General features: G+C 71.2%; 13 protein-coding genes. 4 read left to right on the top strand and 9 right to left on the bottom strand.

Annotation, left to right across the window (positions count from 1 at the left end; all coding sequences use genetic code 11):
- Positions 1-14 precede the first annotated feature (14 nt).
- On the bottom strand, positions 15-998 hold the full coding sequence (locus QRX60_RS21775) for a PucR family transcriptional regulator (RefSeq protein ID WP_286002605.1): 984 nt from the start codon (positions 996-998) through the stop codon (positions 15-17).
- Between the two features lie 254 nt (positions 999-1252).
- Between QRX60_RS21775 and QRX60_RS21770 the strand changes: the two genes are divergently transcribed.
- Positions 1253-2119, top strand: coding sequence for an esterase/lipase family protein (locus QRX60_RS21770; protein ID WP_286002604.1), 867 nt, complete (start codon positions 1253-1255; stop codon positions 2117-2119).
- Complete coding sequence (locus tag QRX60_RS21765) at positions 2116-3879, top strand: AMP-binding protein (protein WP_286002603.1); 1764 nt, start codon at positions 2116-2118, stop codon at positions 3877-3879. The genes QRX60_RS21770 and QRX60_RS21765 overlap by 4 nt, the downstream gene beginning before the upstream one ends.
- An 89-nt stretch (positions 3880-3968) precedes the next feature.
- Here the strand turns inward: QRX60_RS21765 and QRX60_RS21760 are convergent, their stop codons facing one another.
- Positions 3969-7121 (bottom strand): GH92 family glycosyl hydrolase, encoded by a 3153-nt coding sequence (locus tag QRX60_RS21760; RefSeq protein ID WP_286002602.1) that lies wholly within the window; start codon positions 7119-7121, stop codon positions 3969-3971.
- Between the two features lie 157 nt (positions 7122-7278).
- On the opposite strand from QRX60_RS21760, the gene QRX60_RS21755 reads away from it, so the two are divergent.
- Together QRX60_RS21755 and QRX60_RS21750 are read left to right on the top strand one after the other, a co-directional pair.
- Positions 7279-7974: a response regulator transcription factor gene (locus tag QRX60_RS21755; RefSeq protein ID WP_286002601.1), complete on the top strand. Its 696-nt coding sequence runs from the start codon at positions 7279-7281 to the stop codon at positions 7972-7974.
- Entirely contained in the window at positions 7964-9853 is a 1890-nt protein-coding gene (locus QRX60_RS21750) for a sensor histidine kinase (RefSeq protein ID WP_286002600.1), read from the top strand. The genes QRX60_RS21755 and QRX60_RS21750 overlap by 11 nt, the downstream gene beginning before the upstream one ends.
- Before the next feature lie 67 nt (positions 9854-9920).
- On the opposite strand, the gene QRX60_RS21745 is transcribed toward QRX60_RS21750, so the two are convergent.
- The 7 genes from QRX60_RS21745 to QRX60_RS21715 all read right to left on the bottom strand — a co-directional run bounded on the left by QRX60_RS21745 (position 9921) and on the right by QRX60_RS21715 (position 17800).
- Complete coding sequence (locus QRX60_RS21745; RefSeq protein WP_286002599.1) at positions 9921-10748, bottom strand: carbohydrate ABC transporter permease; 828 nt, start codon at positions 10746-10748, stop codon at positions 9921-9923.
- Entirely contained in the window at positions 10738-11622 is an 885-nt protein-coding gene (locus QRX60_RS21740) for a carbohydrate ABC transporter permease (protein WP_286002598.1), read from the bottom strand. The genes QRX60_RS21745 and QRX60_RS21740 overlap by 11 nt, the downstream gene beginning before the upstream one ends.
- Positions 11619-12911 carry an ABC transporter substrate-binding protein gene (locus QRX60_RS21735; RefSeq protein ID WP_286002597.1) on the bottom strand — a complete coding sequence of 431 codons (1293 nt, stop codon included), beginning with the start codon at positions 12909-12911 and terminating at the stop codon, positions 11619-11621. Before QRX60_RS21735 ends, QRX60_RS21740 begins: the two co-directional genes overlap by 4 nt.
- Positions 12912-12984: 73 nt before the next feature.
- Entirely contained in the window at positions 12985-14040 is a 1056-nt protein-coding gene (locus QRX60_RS21730; protein ID WP_286002596.1) for a LacI family DNA-binding transcriptional regulator, read from the bottom strand.
- Positions 14041-14087: 47 nt separating this feature from the next.
- Complete coding sequence (locus QRX60_RS21725; protein ID WP_286002595.1) at positions 14088-15707, bottom strand: FAD-dependent oxidoreductase; 1620 nt, start codon at positions 15705-15707, stop codon at positions 14088-14090.
- Between the two features lie 133 nt (positions 15708-15840).
- Positions 15841-16992 carry a 4-hydroxybenzoate 3-monooxygenase gene (locus tag QRX60_RS21720; RefSeq protein WP_286002594.1) on the bottom strand — a complete coding sequence of 384 codons (1152 nt, stop codon included), beginning with the start codon at positions 16990-16992 and terminating at the stop codon, positions 15841-15843.
- A 70-nt stretch (positions 16993-17062) separates the two neighbouring features.
- Positions 17063-17800: an IclR family transcriptional regulator gene (locus QRX60_RS21715; RefSeq protein WP_408630244.1), complete on the bottom strand. Its 738-nt coding sequence runs from the start codon at positions 17798-17800 to the stop codon at positions 17063-17065.
- Between the last annotated feature and the right edge of the window lie 2 nt (positions 17801-17802).

Below are 17802 nucleotides of genomic sequence, written 5' to 3'. Positions count from 1 at the left end.
TTATCCCGTGGAATTCACCCGTTCCGGCGGCTGATGTCGTAAGCCGTCATCGCCGCGGCCAGGTGCCGGGCGTCCGCGGGCCGCGTCGCGTCGTAACCCGTGATCAGCTGGATCCGGCCCAGGCGGTACGTCAGGGTGTTGCGGTGGATGTTCAACGCCGTCGCCGCTTCGCCGCGGTTGTAGCCCGACGTGACGAACGCGCGCAAGGCGTCGATCAGATGCGGGTGGTCTTCCAGCGGCGACAGAACCGCGGCGAGCGCTTCCCTGGCCGGGCTCGGCTGGGCGAGCTGGTATTCGATCGCCAGGTCGGCCAGCCGGTACAACCGCGGCGGACGGCGCAGGCTCTCCGCCAGCGCAAGGATTTCCACGGCTTCGGAGTGCGCGGCGGGAATGTCCGCCGGCGTTCGCGCGTGCGCCGCCGCGGCGGCGCAGGGACGGCCGCAGATGCGATCCACCCGCGCCGCCACCGTGTCCACTGAGGACGAAGAAGGTACCAGCAGCACACCGCCGTCGCCCTTGAACGTCACCAGGACGCCGTCCTGACCGTCCAAATCGGACCGGACGGCGCGGAAGAGGTCCGTCGCCTCACGGGATCCCGACGACGTGGGCAGCAGGGGCAGGTGGAACACCACGACGTCGTAGGCCGGCGCCGGCTCGCGGTGCCGCACCGGACGGCCGGCGAGCAGGCTGGCCGCGAGGTTCTGGCGGTCCTCCCGCTGCTCCCAGTCGAGGTCGTCGCGCTCGCGCAGGTACGCCGACGCGACGCGCGGCATCACCTCGCCGAGGAAGTCCAGCATCCGCGTGCCGAGCACGGCCGGGTCACCGGTGCGGGCGACCAGCTCCCACGCGACACCGGCCGCGAGGGGGTAGATCTTCAGCACCGCTTCGAGCGGCAGGCCGTCCCGCGCGCGCTCGGCACCCCATGCGATCGGGAGCGCCAGCTCGTCCTCGGTCGGTCGCCGGTCCTCGGCGACCGTGGTCAGGAACAGCTCGAACACGGCGGTCGCGTTGGCGACGAGGTCGCCCTCCAGGACGCTCGGGCAGCAGCCGGTATTCGGGGATCTCGGCGGCGCAGCGGGTGATCATCGCGGCCGCGATCTCACTCGATCGAGGGAACAGCTCGGCCACGGGATCCATGCCACATTGTCACCATGCACAAACGGCCACGGCAACTTTCTGCGCGTTTTGCCAGCAGACAGCCTTGATCGGGTGCCGCATGCTGTGCATAGCAACCAGACGAAAGGACTTCGCAATGGCGCGGGGAACCAAACGATGGCTGGCCGCGATCGGCCTGGCGGGCGTGCTCGCGCTGGGCGCGGCGGCACCGGTCCAGGCGGCCACGACGGCCGGGGGCAACAACGACTTCGGCTGCCGGCCGAGCGCGGCCCACCCGAACCCGGTCGTGCTGCTCCACGGCACCTTCGCCACCTACTACGAGGACCTCAACTTCCTCCAGGCCGACCTGGCCGCCCGCGGCTACTGCACGTTCTCCCTGACCTACGGCGCCTACCCGCAGTTCCCGTTCGTCGGCGGCCTCAAGCCGGTCGCGGAGTCGTCGCTGGAGATCAAGAACTTCGTCGAGAAGGTCCGCGCGGCCACCGGCGCGGCGAAGGTCGACGTCGTCGGCCACTCCGAAGGCGGTCTCCAGTCGATCTACCTGGCCAAGATGCAGGGCATCCAGAGCGAGATCGGCAAGGTCGTCGCGATCGCCCCGCCGACGCACGGCGCGAACGCGTCGGGGCTGCTGACGCTGGCCTACACGCTGCTCGGCAAGTCCACCTGGGACACCATCGTCAAGACGATCGGCCTGCCGATCTTCGCCGACGAGCTGGACGGCGGCGCGGCGATCGTCGCGCTCAACACCGGCCCGGTCGCCCAGCCCGGCATCGACTACACGATCATCACCTCGCGCTACGACGAGCTGGTGACCCCGACCGAGACGTCGTTCATCCGCGAACCGGGCGTGCACAACACCTACGTCCAGGACTCGTGCCCGTTCGACCCGGTCGGCCACATCGGCGAGGCCTACGACCTCAACGTCTGGCACCTGGTCCGCAACGCGCTCGACCCGGCGCACGCCGCGCCGATCAAGGTCTGCGCCGTGGGCTCGCCCGGATGACCTGGCCCCGCTACGACGGCCCCGAGGACCTCGCGGCGATCGAGGCCGTCCCGCTCGAAGACCGCGGCCTGCCGGAAAGCACCTACGAGCTGCTCCGGCAGGCCGGGACGCGGTTCGCCGACCGTCCCGCCGTCACGCTGCTGCCCTCCGGGGAGGCCTGGGAGCACCCCGTGACCTGGACGTTCGGCGAGCTGCTCGCCCGCGTCCACCGGATCGCGAACGTCCTCACCGAACTCGGGGTCACCCGGCGGGACGCGGTCGCGCTCCTCGCCCCGAACAGCGGTGACGTCTTCGCGGCGACGCTGGCGGCGCAGGCCGTCGGCATCGCCGCGCCGGTCAACCCCGGCCTCGCCCCGCACCAGGTGCGGGAGCTGCTGGAGACGTCGGACGCCCGCGTGGTGCTCGCGGCGGACCCGGACCTCGACGTCGGCCGCCCGGTGCTTTCGCTCGCGGAGCTGGCCGCCCGGGCCGACCGGGCCGATCCGGTGCGGCTGGCCGCCGAGCCACCCCGGAGCACCGACTTCGCGGGCTACTTCCACACCGGCGGCTCGACCGGAACCCCGAAGATCGCCGTGCACACCCACGCGGGCGAGGTCGGCATGGCCTGGACGCTCGCCGCGTCCACCGGCGCCGACGACCTCGTGCTGCTCGCCGCGCTGCCGCTGTTCCACGTCAACGCGCTGCTGGTGACCGGGCTCGCCCCGCTGTTCAGGGGCCGGCACGTCGTCTGGGCGGGCCCGCTCGGCTACCGCGACCCGGCGCTGTACCCGGCGTTCTGGCGGATCGTCGAGCGGTACCGGATCGGTGGGATGTCCGCCGTGCCGACGGTCTACGCCGTGCTCGCGCACGTGCCGGTCGACGCGGACATCAGCAGCCTCACGTTCCCGATCGTCGGCGCGGCCCCGCTGCCCGCGGCGGTGCGGCGGCAGTGGCGCGAGCACACCGGCGTCGACCTGGTCGAGGGCTACGGCCTGACCGAGGGCACGTGCGCGTCCGCCCGCGGCTTCCCGGGCGCGCCGCGGCCCGGCACGGTCGGGCAGCGGATGCCCTACCAGAAGATCAAGGCGGTGCGGATCGACGGCGACGGCTGGACCGACCTGCCGCCCGGCGAGCCCGGCGTGCTGGTGATCCGCGGCCCGAACGTCTTCCCCGGCTACCTGCGCCGGACCGCCGAGGGGGCGGTCCCGGACCCGGCCGGCAAGGTCGTCGACGGCTGGCTCGACACGGGTGACCTGGGCAGCGTCGACGCCGAGGGGTTCGTCCGGCTGACCGGCCGGGCCAAGGACCTGATCATCCGCGGCGGCCACAACATCGACCCGGCGGTGATCGAGGAGGCGATGCTGGCGCACCCGGCGGTGTCCGGTGCGGCGGCGGTGGGCCGCCCGGACCGGCACGCCGGGGAGGTCCCGGTGGTGTACGTGACACTGCACGCCCCCACCCCCGAACCGGAGCTGCTGGAGTGGGCCGCGTCGCGGGTTCCCGAGCGTGCGGCCGTGCCGAAGGCGGTCCACGTGGTCCCGGAGATCCCGCTGACGGTGGTCGGCAAGCAGTACAAACCGGCGCTGCGCCAAGACGCGCTGCGCCGGGTGGCCGAGGACGAAGCCGCCGCGCTGGGACTCGGCGACGTGCGGATCACCGTCGAGCTGGACGGCGGCGAACCCGTGGTCGTCGTGCACGCGACGCCGCCGGCCGACCTGTCGTCCACTTTGGACAGCTACGCGTTCCGCTGGCGCCACACCGGGCGGCCACGCGATGCGTAGCCCGTTCCCCTTCCACCGCACTCGTTCCTCCTGCCTGACCTCGTGAGTGTTTAGGGCGGTTAGAACCGCCCTAAACACTCACGACGGGGTTAAGCGAGGCCGATGGCGAACACGTGCAGGTTGGCGTCGGAGGGCAGGGTCACCGAGGCGATCTGCTTGCCGGCGGGCGCGTCGAACGGCGTCGTCGCGTAGACCGACGCCCCGCCGCCCTGGCCGCCCGGCTGGTTGCGGTGGTCCGTGCGGGCCACCAGGGTGTTGCCGAACACCGGGTCCGTGCCGCCGCCCGGGAACACCCAGTCGCCGAACGACAGGTCCGCCTGGCCGGTGGTGCCGTCGGTGAACGTCACCGTCGCCGAAGCCCGGTGGTCGCCGTTCGACGCCGTGCCGACGAACGACAGCCGCGTGCCGGACAGCCGGATCGTCTGCCCGGCCGGGACGACGTTGTCCGGACGTCCGGCCGGCGCGGCGGGCCAGACGAACGACGTTCCGACGGCCGAAGCCCGCTGACCGCCGACCAGTCCGGCCGCGGCCAGGGCCTGCCGCGACAGGCTGTTCCCGGCGCCGTCGATGTCGGCCGAGCCGGCGTCGCCGTCGTCGGAGATGCCGACGTTCGAGTACGCCGCCGCGAGGCCGTTCTTCGGCGCGACCAGCACGATCACCGAGCCGGGAACGGACGTCCCGCCGCCGCGGACCGTCACCGGCACCTGGTAGTAGCCCTCGGGCGTCCCGGCGGCCACCGCGACCGTCAGCTTCGCGGTGCCGCTGCCGGTCCGGTCGTCGAGCCGCAGCTGCCGCGGCCCGCTGACCGTCAGTCCGGCCGGGGCCTGCGTGGACACGTCCAGCACCCGGTCGTGCCCGCCGAGCCGCTGCCCGCTCACCGTGAACTCGCCGCTGGTGCCCGGCTCGACGACGACCTGGTTGGTCACCGAGGCCAAGAACGGCTTCTCACTGTCCCGGTAGGACGGTGGGGCCGCGTTCGCCGCCCACCGCCGGTCCGGAGTGGACGCCAGCGAGAAGTCCAGCCGCCCGCCGTCGCGCACGGTGTTCGCGGGCAGGTACGTGCGGTCCCAGTCCCGCCCGTTCAGCGCCAGGTCGTGGACGTACGGCGTGGTCGCCGACGCCTGGGGCGCGCGGAGGTCGATCGTCCGGCCGGTGGGCAGGGAGAGCACCGCGCGCTCGAACAGCGGACTGGCCACGACCAGGTCCGGCGTCCCCGGGGTCGCCGGGTAGATGCCGAGCGCCGCCCAGACGTACCACGACGACTGCGCGCCGAGGTCGTCGTTGCCCGGCTCGCCGTCCGGGGTCGCGCTGAACAGCGTCGTGGCGATCTCGCGGACCACCTGCTGGGTCTTCCACGGCTGCCCGACGTGGTTGTACAGGAACGGGACGCCGAAGTCGGGCTCGTTGCCGGCCCACATGTTCGGCTCGTTCGGGCCGACGTTCAGCTTCTCGAAGAAGGTGTCCAGCCGTTGTGACACCGCCGCGGGCCCGCCCATCGCCGTCACCAGCCCGGCCGGGTCCTGCGGCACCAGCCAGGTGTACTGCGCGGCGTTGCCCTCGTCGAAGCCGTCCTGGCCGAACTTGCCGGGCGGCGGCGGGACGTACGCCGGGCCGTCCGGGAAGCGGCCGTCCTGCGCCCGCGGCTGGAGGTACCCCGTCAAGGGGTTGAAGATGTTCTGCCAGTTCTGGCCGCGCTTGGTGAACTCGCGGGCGACGTCGCGGTCGCCGATGCCCTGCGCGAACTGCGCGATGGCGAAGTCGTCGATGGCCCATTCCAGCGTGATCGACGCGCCGACACGGGCGTGGTCGCCGCGGGAGGCGTCGTTGTTCGGCAGGTACCCGCGCGCGACGTAGTCCGCGATACCCCGGCGCTCCTGGTATGCGCCGGGCGTGTCGTCGACCGAGGTCGCGCCCTTGACCAGGTACTTCAGCGCGGTCTTGACGTCGAAGTCGCGGGCGCCGAACGCGTACAGGTTGGAGATCAGCGCGACCGAGCTGTCGCCGGTCATCTGGCCGGTGTAGTCGTTCGCCATCGGCCAGCGCGGCCACCAGCCGCCCTGCACGGCGTCGTTCGTCAGCGACTGCGCCATGTCGCTGGCTTCCTTCGGGAAGAGCATGGCGTGCAGCGGCGCGAGCGAGCGGTAGGTGTCCCAGTCGGAGAAGTTCGCGTACTGGTGCCGCCCCTTCGGCAGGGTCCGGATCCGGTCGTCGAAGCCGATGTACCGCCCGTCCGCGTCGTCGAACGTGTTGGGGTGCATCAGCGAGTGGTAAAGCGAGGTGTAGAACGTCTTGAGCTGCGCGGTGTCCTTGCCCGCGACCCGGATCTTGCCCAGCGCCTGCGTCCACTTGTCCCGGGTGGACTTCCGGACGGCGGCGAAGTCGAAGCCCGGGACCTCCGCGGCCATGTTGGCCTTCGCACCGTCCACACCCACGTAGGACATCGACACCTTGGCGTGCACGACGCTCTGCGACCCGAAGGTCAGGTAGGCGCCCGCCTTGGGCGAGTCGACGCTGTCGGTGTCCGGCTTCACCGAAGAGCCGTCCCACGTACCGTGCGCGGTGAACGGCTGGTCGAAGGTGATGTCGTAGTACACCGTGTACTTGTTCGGCTTGCCGCAGAAGTTGCCGGTGGTGGCCGACCCGCTGACCTCGCGGTCACCGGTGATCTTCACCGTGGCGGCGGAGTTCCCGGCGAGGCTCGCGCCGCCCTTGACCAGCACCTGCGGCGTCGACCCGGCGGGGTAGGTGAACGTCGCCAGCCCGGTCCGGGTGGTCGCGGTCAGCTCGGCCCGGACCTTCGAGTCGGCGAGCGTCACGGCGTAGTAGCCCGGCTCGGCCTTCTCGTCGTCGTGGGCGAAGTGCTCGACGCGGTTCCAGGGCGCGCTGCCGACGTCGCCGGTGACCGGCAGGATCGGCACGTCGCCGAACGCGTTGCAGCCGACCGAGGCGTGGTCGAGGCTGAAACCTCGGATCTGGTCGGAGTGGTACTGGTAGCCGGCGTACGCGCCCTGCGTGTCCGGCGAGAACTGCATCATCCCGAACGGCGCCGCCGGCCCGGGGAAGTTGTTGATCTCGCCGACCGAGCTGCCGCCCCGGCCGGTCCCGATCAGCGGATCGACGTACGCCGAGGGATCACTGACCAGCGGAGACCCGGGTGACATCGTTGTCGGAGCCGCCGAAGCGACGGCGGGTGCCCCGATCACCGCCGTCGTCACGAGGGCCGCCATGAACCTGAACCGCACCGGGTGCCTCCCGATCGACGCCGACCATTTCATCCGACCTTTGCCTGCGGACGGGCTCGGGGTCAACACTTTGACAAAGACCTGGCTCGTGCCCGGAGGTATGAAGATCCGGTCAGGATCGGGTGGCAACGGTGTCAGGGCGCCTAACCTCGACGCCGTGTGCGCACGTGTACTGGTCGCCGAGGACGACGAGAAGCAGGCCGAGGTCCTCCGGCTCTACCTCGAAAGCGAGGGCCACACCGTCGTGCTGGCCCCGGACGGCCGGGCAGCACTCGACGAGGCCCGCCGCGAGCGCCCCGACCTGCTGGTCCTCGACGTGATGATGCCCAAGGTCGACGGCCTCGACGTCTGCCGGATCCTGCGCGGCGAGTCCGACGTCGCGGTGCTGATGCTCACCGCCCGCGCGACCGAGGACGACCTGCTGCTCGGCCTCGACCTCGGCGCCGACGACTACCTGACCAAGCCGTACAGCCCGCGCGAGCTGATGGCCCGCGTCCGGACACTGCTGCGCCGGACGGCCACGCGCAGCGAACCGCCGGACACGGCGTTGCGTGCAGGCGCGCTGCGGCTCGACCCGGTGCGGCACGAGGTGTCCGTCGGCGGCCGGCCGGTCGAGACGACGCCGGGCGAGTTCCAGCTCCTGGAAACGCTGATCCGGCAGCCGGGCCGGGTGTTCACCCGCCGGCAGCTGCTGGAGCTCACCCGCGGCGACGACCGGTTCGTCAGCACCCGGATCATCGACGTCCACGTGCTCAACCTGCGCAAGAAGCTCGAGCCCGACCCGCAGAGCCCGGTCTACCTGCGGACCGTGTTCGGGGTCGGGTACAAGCTGACGGCGGACGATGACACGTAGCTTCCCGCTCAGGCGCAGTCTCGTCGTCCGGCTGACCGCCGTCTCCCTGCTGATCGCGCTGGGCTCGATCGCCGCGACCGCGTGGCTCGCCGTGCAGACCACCACCCGCGCCATCCAGCAGGAGCAGGGCCAGGCGCTCTCCGGCGACGCGACCATCTACACCGAAGTGCTCGGCTTCGCGGCGGCCAACCACACCTGGAGCCAGGTCGGGCCGAAGCTCAAGACTCTGTCGGACCAGACCGGCCGGCGGATCGTGCTGACCACCCTCGACCGCCACGTCCTCGGCGACTCCGGCGGCGCGCCGGTCACGCTGCCGGTGAAGGCGACCGCGTCGGTCGACCCGCTGCACGTCGACCCGGTCCTGCTGCCCCAGGCGGGGACCAGCGGCATCGACCCGCGGGCGGTGGGCCCGTTCCGGCTGCCGCCGCCCGAACGCGAGGACCTCACGACGCTGGCCACGAAGGTCGCCGGCTGCCTGGCCACGGTCGGTCTCCCCAGCCAGGTGCGCGATTCGCCGAGCGGGCGGGCACAGCTCACCGGCCTCGATCCGCTGTCCGCCCGCTACTTCGCGAGCAAGTGCGGGCTCTACGAGCTGGCCGAGCCGACGCCGACCGAGCAGGCGGCGCTCGACAGCCTCAACGAAGCCGTCAACCGCTGCCTGCAAGGCCAGGGCGCGGAGCCGGTGAAGCTGGACCTCGACCTGGAGGTCCTCGGCACCACCGACCAGCGGCCGACCCAGGGCTGCCTCGACTCGGCCCGCCGCGAACAGCTCACGCCGTTCGTCGCGCCACCCGCGTTGCTCTTCACGCTCGGCCCGGGCGGGTCGCCGCTGCCGACGTTCACGCTGTCGCGGGAGAACCTCACCCGGATCCTCGCGGTGACCGGCGGCGTGCTGGTCTTGGCGGCCGCGATCACGGTGCTCGTCGCGCGCCGGCTGTCCCGGCCGCTGCGCGCACTGACCGAAGCGGCGAAGCAGGACCGGCCGGCGCCGGTGAAGTCCCGCGACGAGGTCGGCTACCTCGCCGCCGCCTTCAACGACCTCACCGCCCGCCGCGAACGCATCGAGGAGCAGCGCAAGGCGATGGTCGGCGACATCGCCCACGAGCTGCGCAACCCGCTCAACGTCATCCGCGGCCGCCTGGAGGCCGCCGAGGACGGCCACCTGCCGTTCGACCACGCGCTGACGGCGTCGCTGCTCGAGGAGACCGTGCTGCTGCAGCACATCGTCGAGGACCTGCAGGACCTCGCCGCCGCCGACGCCGGCTGGCTGCGGCTGCACCCGGAGCCGGTGGACGCGGCCGAGCTGGCCGGCCACGTCGCCGCCGCGCACGCCGACCGGGCGGCCGCGGCCGGCGTCACGCTCACCGTCTCCGCGCGCGGCGAGACGGGCTTCGAGGCCGACCCGGTGCGGGTGCGCCAGGTCGTCTCCAACCTGGTGACCAACGCGGTCCGGCACACGCCGCCCGGTGGCCGCGTGACGATCCACGTCTCGTCCACTGTGGACGAGGTGGTGATCGCCGTCGCGGACACCGGCACCGGCATCGCCGCCGAGGACCTGCCGCACGTGTTCGACCGGTTCTGGCGGGCCGAGAAGTCCCGCAACCGCCAGACCGGCGGCAGCGGGCTCGGCCTCGCCATCGTGCGGCACCTGGTCGAGGCGCACGGCGGCACCGTCGCCGCGGAGTCCGAAGTGGACACCGGGTCGACGTTCACCGTCCGGCTACCGAAGCCGGATCTCCGTGGTGAGGATGCCGGGGTGCGGGACGCGCAGGACGTGCAGCCGCCGGGCGCCGTCGCGGAGGAAGGTGACGGCGGTGGCGGTGGCGGTCGCGCTCAGGGACGTGCCCCAGCCGAGCGTGATCACCGTGCGGCCTCCTAAGGGTTGCCGGTGGGAGGTCGTGAGTGAGAAACAGTGTTCTAACCCTGTTTCTCACTCACGACCTCTCCTAGCCTTTGAGGCCGCTCTGGGCGAGCCCTTCGACGAACTGGCGCTGCGCGATGATGAACACGACCAGAACCGGCACGACCGTCGTGGTCGCGGCGGCGAGCTGGACGTTCCAGAGGTGGCCGCCGTAGACGTCGACGTACTGCGTCAGCGCCACCGGCAGCGTGAACATGCTCTTGTCGGTCAGGTAGACCAGCGGTTCCAGGAAGAAGTTCCACGTGTTCAGGAACGTGAAGATGGCGACCGCGGCCAGCGCGGGCTTGGCGATCGGCAGGGCGACGCGCCGGTAGAGCCCGAACCGCGAAAGCCCGTCGAGCCGGCCGGCCTCCTCCAGTTCGCCGGGGATGGTGATGAAGAACTGCCGCATCACGAACGTCGCCAGCACGCTCGGCGCGCCGAAGATCGGGACGACGATCAACGGCCAGTGCGTGTTGGTCAGCCCGAGGTCGTCGACCAGCCGGAACAGCGGGATGATCGTGACCTCGCTCGGCACCATCAGCCCGATCAGGATCAATCCGAACACCTTCTCGCCGCGGAACCGGATGCGGGCGAACGCGTACCCGGCGAGCGAAGAGAAGAACATCGTGCCGAGCGTGACGAGCACGGCGATGTACAGGCTGTTGAAGTACTGCTGCGCCAACGGGAAGTCCGTGAACGCCGTCTTGTAGTTCTCCCACTGCGGCGACGCCGGGAACAGCTTCGGCGGGTACGCGAGCACCTCGTTGGCCGGCAGCAGCGACGCCGTGATCATCCACCACGTGGGGAACACGAACGGCACGGCCAGCACGCCCATCACGACGTAGCAGGCGATCTTGGCCCTACGCCTCATGGAACACCCACCGCCTCCGCATCCGCCACTGCAGCAGCGTGAGCACGAGGATGACGAGGAACAGCACGGCGGCCAGCGCGGAGCCGTAGCCGAGGTCGTGGTTGGCGAAGGCCTGCTGGTAGAAGTAGAACACCAGCACGTTGGTGCTGTCGGCGGGCCCGCCGAGGGTCAGCACCTGGATCTGCGCGAACACCTGCAGCGCGCCGGCCACCGTGATGATCGCCGTCAGCAGCGTGGTCGGGCTGATCATCGGCAGGATCACCGAGCGGAACCGCCGCCACGGGCCGGCACCGTCCAATTGGGACGCCTCCATGATGGACGTCGGAATGCCTTGCAGCGCGGCCAAGAACAGCACCATGTTGAGCCCGACGTTCTTCAGCACCTGCACCACGATCACCGACAGCATCGCGGTGCCGTTGCCGCGCAGCCAGTTCGGGCCGTCGACGCCGATCGCCTGCAGCAGTGCGTTGATCCCGCCGTTGTCCTGCAGCAGGAAGTTCCACACGATCGTCCACGCGACGAGCGTGACGACCACCGGCGAGAAGAAGATCGTCCGGAACACCGTGGTGCCGCGCAGCTTCAGGTTCAGCAGCAACGCGAGGGAAAGCGCGAGCGCCAGGTTCAGCACGACCAGGCCGACGCAGAAGATCGCCGTGGCGCGGGCGACCTTCGGCGCGGTCGGGTCGTCGAAGAGCTTCGCGTAGTTGTCCGCACCGGCGAACGTCGACGTGCCGGCCAGCAGGTTGACGTCCTGGACGCTGTACCAGACGACCGCGGCCAGCGGCGCCACCACGAAGGCGAGGAAGCCGAGAGCCTGCGGGGCGATGAAGAGCCACCCCGCGAGCTCGTCGCGCTTCTTCGAAGTCAGCGTCACTGGCTCAGCGCGGGGTCGATGGCCTGGCAGACGCCGGCCAGCGCGGCGGGCACGTCCGCGTCCGGCTTCCACATCGGGTCCAAAGCGGACTGGACGAGCGACGCGATCCGCGCGCTCCCGGTGTGCGACGGCAGGACGGCACCCGTCTTGATCCCGTTCACCACGACGTTCTGCAGCTGCTCCTGGCTGAACAGCGGGTTCGCCTTGGCGAGGGTGGCCGCGTTGAGCAGGCTGTCGCGGGCCGGCGGGAAGTACTGCCCGAGCTTCGCCGAGTTGGCCGGGTCGGTGAAGAACGCCAGGAAGTCCGCGGCGGCCTTGGCGTGCTTGCCCTTCACCGGGACGCCGATCCCGGCCTGCCCGATGACTTGCGCGTTCGCCTTCGGCCCGGCGGGCAGCGGGACGATGCCCCACTCGAACGGCTTGGCCTTGAGCAGGCCGGCGCGGCTGATCTGCGCGATGGTGAGGCCGGATTCGCCGGCGAAGAAGTCCGCCGTCGTGCCCGGGCCCGGGAGCGCCTTGTCGGTGAAGATCGCCTGGTGCAGGAACGTCATCGCGGACGTCATCTCCGGCGTGGAGAACCCGCAGGTCTTGCCGTCCGGGCCCCACGCGTCGGCGCCGAAGCCGCGCCAGACCGAGGCGAGCAGCACCCACTGCTTGTACTCGAACTCGCGGATGACCAGGCCGGCCTTGCCGGTGTCCTTCGCGGCGACCTGGGTGGCGATCTGCCTGGCCGCGTCCCAGGTCCACCGTCCACTCGCGAGGAGCTGGTCCGGTGTCTCGGTGATGCCGGCCTGGGTGAGCAGGTTCTTGTTGTAGAACATGCCGAACGGCGACGTCGAGAACGGGTAGGCGTAGAGGCCGCTGTCCTTGGTCCACAGCTTCGTCGCCGACGGAACCAGCTCACCGGCGTTGTAGCCGGCCGCCGCGTCCAAAGTGGGCTTCAGGTCGGTGAGCGCACCGGACTGGACGAAGTCGGGGGCGTCGCGTTCGAGGATCCACGCCAGGTCGGGCGGGTTGCCGCCGGAGAGCTGGGTGGTGAGCGCGGCCGAGTAGGCGCTGGTGTCCCCCGGGACGACGTCGAACTTGACCGACGCGACCTCCGGGTGGGCCGTGCGGTACTCGGCGGCGATGGAGTCGAAGAGGGCCAGCTGGTTCTTGTCGGTCGTCCAGACCGTCATGCGCAGCGCGATGTTCTTGTCGTCGCCGGCGCCGCCGGAGCAGGCGGTCGAAGCCAGTGCGACGGCGGACAGGGCCGCGGCGGCGAGCAGCCGGGTTCTACGGTAGGCCACGATGCCTCCTGGTTATTCGAATTAGCAGCGACGGTAGGTTCCGCCGCCAGCGCTGTCAACAGGCCGTTCGGCCTCAGCGGGAGTCTGGTGTGGAGGGTCCGGCCGTGGTGGCGCCCTCGTGGATCGTGCACGGCAGGAGCAGCTGGCGGGGCTGGGGGTCCTTCAGCAGCCCGACGAGCACGCGCACGGCGTGCGCGCCCATTTCGTGGCGCGGGATGCGGAACATCGACCAGTCCGTGCCGGTGCTCGGCACGGCGTGCGCGTGCGGCTGCTGCGACGGGTCGGCGTCCCCGAGCACCACGATCGACAGGTCGCCGGGCACGCCCAGGCCGAGCTCGTGCGCGCGGGCCAGGATGCCGTCGGCCATCGCCGAGCTCTCGACGAGCAACGCCGTGACGCCCTCGTCGAGCGCCTGCCGCAGCGCGAGCGCCGGGTCCTCCTCGAGGAAGACCAACGGCGGACGGCGGTACTTGCGCACCGCGGCTTCGTAGCCGGCGCGGCGGTCGAGGGTCGGCTCGTTCTCTTCGGTCACGCTGAGCAGGCCGATCCGGCGGTGCCCGAGGCCCCACAGCCGGTCGTGGACCTCACGGGTGGCCGCGACGTAGTCCGCGCCGACGTAGCTGATCGGCCCGGTCGGCGACTCGCGGCGGCCGACGAACACGAACGGGAACTGCTCCTCGACGAGCTGCGCGAGCTCCTGCGGGTCGTTGTGCCGGCCGAGCAGGATCGAGCCGTCGGCGATGCGCAGCCGGTTCGTGCCCGCCTCGTAGATGCGGCGGCGCCCGTCGCGGCGGCCACCGCTGGTGAACAGCAGCAGGTCGAAGCCCTGCGCCTCGGCCTCCTCCTCGATGCCGAGCAGGAACGGCCGGTAGAAGTCGGCCACGCCGGACGGGAACACCGACTCGTAGGTGAAGACGCCGAGGATCTGGTTGGTCCCGCCGCGCAGCCGGCGGCCCATGATGTCCACGGTGTACCCGGTTTCGCGGAGCACCTGCTGCACGCGGTCGCGGGTCTCCGGGGTGATGCGCAGGCTGTCGGAGCCGTTCAGCACCATCGACACGACGGCCTGCGAGACGCCGGCCAGGCGCGCCACCTGGGCCTGCGTGACCCGGCCCGAACCCGCCGTCATCCCTGGCTCCCTCCCGCTCGTCTCCGTGAGACCTTACCGGCGGCACGTCAGTACCCCCGCACTTCCGGCCACCGGCGTTCCACCCCGGCGGCGTCCAGCACGCGCGCGAAGTCCTCGAAGAGCCGGCTGTCGGTCTTGACGTCCCGCGGTTCCACGTCCTCGCCGATGGCGAACGCGGCGAGCAGCCCGGCGACCTCGCCGATGTTCCACTCCACCGGGTGCAGCCGGAAGCAGCCGTTGGTGATGTGCGTGGTGCCGATGTTCTTGCCGGCGGGCAGCAGGTTCGCCGTGCGGACAGGCAGCAGCGCGCCGAGCGGGATCTCGTACGGGACACTGGCGACGTCGATGTAGTTGTCCCCGCCGGTCGAGGGGTGCAGGTCGATCCGGTAGCTCCCGACCCCGGCGGCGTCCTCGCGGCGGACGCGGCCGTCGACGCCGAGGATCTCGGCCGAGACGTCGTGCTCGGTGACGGTCGTGACGGCCTTGATGCGCCGGGCTTCCCGCACGTACGCCGACTTCGCGAGGCCGTCCTTCGTGTCGGTGACGTCGGGGCGGAGCTTGAGGCCGGGGAAGCCGGTGCCGCCGTCCGCGCGGGGCGCTTCGGTCTGCAGCCAGTACAGGACGGACAGGCTCAGCTGCTTGGCTTCGTGGTGGGCGGTCGCCACGTCCGCTTCGGTGGTGTGGCCGGGGATCGCGAGGGCGGGCTTGAGCCAGTAGTCGTTGAGCGGCCAGTTGACGAGCGTGATGTCGGAGTCGAAGGCGCCGTCGGCGTGGAGGTTCCGGGCGAGGATGCGGCGGAAGGCCCACAGTTCCTTGTCGCCGGCGTCGGCGCTCTGGTCGGCGGAAACGGCCAGGGGGTCGCCGGGCGGGTTCGGGACGAAGGTGCGCTTGACGGGCTCGAGCGTCCGGGGGTCGGGCGCGGCGAAACCGAGCAGCGGGCCGGGCCAGAAGTCCGGCTGGTAGTCGCGCCAGAAGCCGTACGTCTCCGGCTTGTCGATGACGTGGTTTTCCCCTTCGTGGTGGGAAACCGCGAAGCAGTAGGTGATGCCTTGGAGGTTCGCCGGGGCGGCTTCTTCGGGCGCGTGCGGTTCGTCGTGTTCGCTTCGGGCTTCGGCGCCGGTCACGTGCTCGGTGCCGGTGAGCGGCAGGAGGTCGCCGTTCTCGGTGGCGTCGAGGACGTACCGGGCTTGGACGGTGACTTTGTCTTGGCCGCTTTCGAGGACCACGGCGTCGACGCGGTCACCGGTGGTGTGCGCCTCGACCGGGCGGTGGTGGCGCAGGACGTGGATCCGCCCGGCGCTGACGTGCGGCGCGAGCATGGCCTCGATGACGGCCAGGGCCACCCGGGGTTCACCGCAGAGCTTGCTGACTCGCCCCGCGCCGGGGTTCAGTTCCGGGCGCTTCGCGGCTTCGGCGCGAAGCGGGTAGTGGCGGCGGTAGTGGTCGCGGATACCCGTGCGCAGGTCGCGGTAGGTGCGGGTGGAGCCGAACCGCTCGATCCACGGGTTCTCGTCCGGCGGCACGGCCTGGGCGGTGAGCTGCCCACCGAGCCAGCCGGTCTCCTCGGTGAGCACGACCCGCCGGCCGTGGGACGCCGCGGCCAGCGCGGCGGCGACCCCGCCGAGTCCCCCGCCGACCACCAGAATCTCCGTGTCCAGTTCCCTCATGAAGCCTTCCCGGCGCTGATAATTCGAATTACTACGCGGGTAGGGTGCGCTGGGCAGGGTCCGGACGTCAAGAGTGGATGTAGTGAATGACTCATTCCTGTCGCCTGACGACAGGAATGAGTCATTCACGTCGTCAGAGCGGGATGCCCGAGTAGTTGTCGGCCAGCTCCGTGGCCGCGGACACCGAACTCACCGTGCGGCGGAGCTGGGACAGCTGGAGCTGGGCGTCGAAGTCGTCACCGTGGCGGTGCAGCATCGACGTCATCCACCACGAGAAGTGCGTGCAGCGCCAGACCCGCCGCAACGCCGTCTCCGAGTACGCCGAAGCGAGCGAGTCGTCGCCGCGGAACGACGCCGTCAACGCGCGTGCCAGCAGCGAGACGTCCGCGACCGCCAGGTTCAGCCCCTTCGCCCCCGTCGGCGGCACGATGTGCGCGGCGTCCCCGGCCAGGTAGAGGTTCCCGTGCCGCATCGGCGTCGACACGAAACTGCGCATCGGCAGCACGCTCTTCTCCGTGATCGTGCCCGTCTCCAGCGTCCAGCCGGAAAACGCGAGCCGCGTGGACAGCGCCGTCCAGATCCGGTCGTCGCTCCACTCGGCGATGTCCTCGTCCGGCGCCACCTGCAGGTAGAACCGGCTCACCCGCGGCGAGCGCATGCTGTGCATCGCGAAGCCGTCCGGGTGCCAGGCGTAGATCAGCTCGTCCGCCGACGGCGCGACGTCGGCCAGCACCCCCAGCCACGCGAACGGGTACGCCCGCTCCCGCACCTGAGCGTCCGGAATGGACAGCCGGCTCGGCCCGTGGAACCCGTCGCAGCCGACGACCACGTCCGCGTCGACCCGCTGCGCCGCACCGTCGGCGTCCACGAAAGTCACGTACGGCGAGTCCGTCACGTCGTGCAGGGAGACGTCCGAAGCCGAGTAGTACGCCGGGCGGCCCGCCTTTTCCCGCGCCACCATGAGGTCCTTGGTGATCTCGGTCTGCCCGTAGATGGTGACCGACCGGCCGACGAGGTCGACGAAGTCCAGGTGGTGGCGCTCCCCCGGCCACTGCAGGTGGATCCCGCGGTGTTCCATGCCTTCCGCGTCGAGCCGGTCGCCGAGCCCCACCGAGCGCAGCAGCTCGACCGTGCCCGCCTCGAGCATGCCCGCGCGGATGCGTGCCTGGACGTGCTCGGCGGTCTGCCGTTCGACCAGCACCGAGTCGATTCCCTCGAGGCCGAGCAGGTGGGACAGCAGCAGCCCGGCCGGGCCGGCGCCGACGATGACGACCTGGGTGCGCACGGCAACGTCCTTTCACGCGGAGAGTCCGAGCATGGGCCACCGACCGTGGCGGCCACTACGACATTCTCATTCACTGAGAGAGCGTCCGCGAGATTCCACGCGCCGCCGCGCGCAACGCCGGGATCTGCATCCGCGCGGAGTCGTCGTTGGGCACGATCACCGACAGCGCCGCGACCACGTCGCCACCGCGGCCCCGCAGCGGGACGGCGATCCCGGTGGTCTCTTCGTCGATGAAGCCCGCGCAGTACGCGTAGCCGTCCCGCCGCACGTCGGCGAGGAAGCGCCGCAGCCGCGCCGGGTCGGTCAGCGTGGTCCGGCGGAACGGGCCGAGGGGGCCGGCCAGCACCTGTTCCTGCAGGTCGGCGGGCGCATGGGCGAGCAGCACGAGCCCGGACGACGACGCGTGCAGCGGCAGCCGCCCGGCCACCCGCGTCACGTTGACGACCGCGCCGGGCGCGGAAAGCCGCTCGACGAACAGCACCTCGCGGTCCTCGAGCACCGCGAGCTGGGTGTGGTGCCCGACGACGGCGTGCAGGTCCTCCATGAACGGCATCGCGGCTTCGCGCAGCCCGAGCGTCGGCGACGCGCGCGACGCCAGCTCCCACAACCGCACGCCCACGCGGATCCTCCGATCGGGGTCGCGGCGCAGCCAGCCGTGCCCGACCAGCTCGTCGATCAGCCGGGACGCCGTCGCGACGTGCAGCCCGGCCCGCCGCGCGATGTCGGTGACGCGCAACGCGGGCGCGTCCGGTTCGAACGTCTCGAAGATCCGGACGACGCGCGTCAGCACGGAGTCGCGTTTCACCACGT

Source organism: Amycolatopsis mongoliensis (genome assembly GCF_030285665.1).
In the GTDB taxonomy this organism is placed as follows: Bacteria; Actinomycetota; Actinomycetes; order Mycobacteriales; family Pseudonocardiaceae; genus Amycolatopsis; species Amycolatopsis mongoliensis.
Note: the sequence above shows the minus strand (reverse complement) of the source record. Positions and strands in the feature narration are given on the sequence as shown.

What these genes read in the sequence shown, in the direction of transcription:
- QRX60_RS21730 (WP_286002596.1), bottom strand. Translation starts at nt 14,040, where the DNA reads ATGACGGCGGGTTCGGGCCGGGTCACGCAGGCCCAGGTGGCGCGCCTG.
- QRX60_RS21750 (WP_286002600.1), top strand. Translation starts at nt 7,964, where the DNA reads ATGACACGTAGCTTCCCGCTCAGGCGCAGTCTCGTCGTCCGGCTGACC.
- QRX60_RS21745 (WP_286002599.1), bottom strand. Translation starts at nt 10,748, where the DNA reads ATGAGGCGTAGGGCCAAGATCGCCTGCTACGTCGTGATGGGCGTGCTG.
- QRX60_RS21725 (WP_286002595.1), bottom strand. Translation starts at nt 15,707, where the DNA reads ATGAGGGAACTGGACACGGAGATTCTGGTGGTCGGCGGGGGACTCGGC.
- QRX60_RS21765 (WP_286002603.1), top strand. Translation starts at nt 2,116, where the DNA reads ATGACCTGGCCCCGCTACGACGGCCCCGAGGACCTCGCGGCGATCGAG.
- QRX60_RS21770 (WP_286002604.1), top strand. Translation starts at nt 1,253, where the DNA reads ATGGCGCGGGGAACCAAACGATGGCTGGCCGCGATCGGCCTGGCGGGC.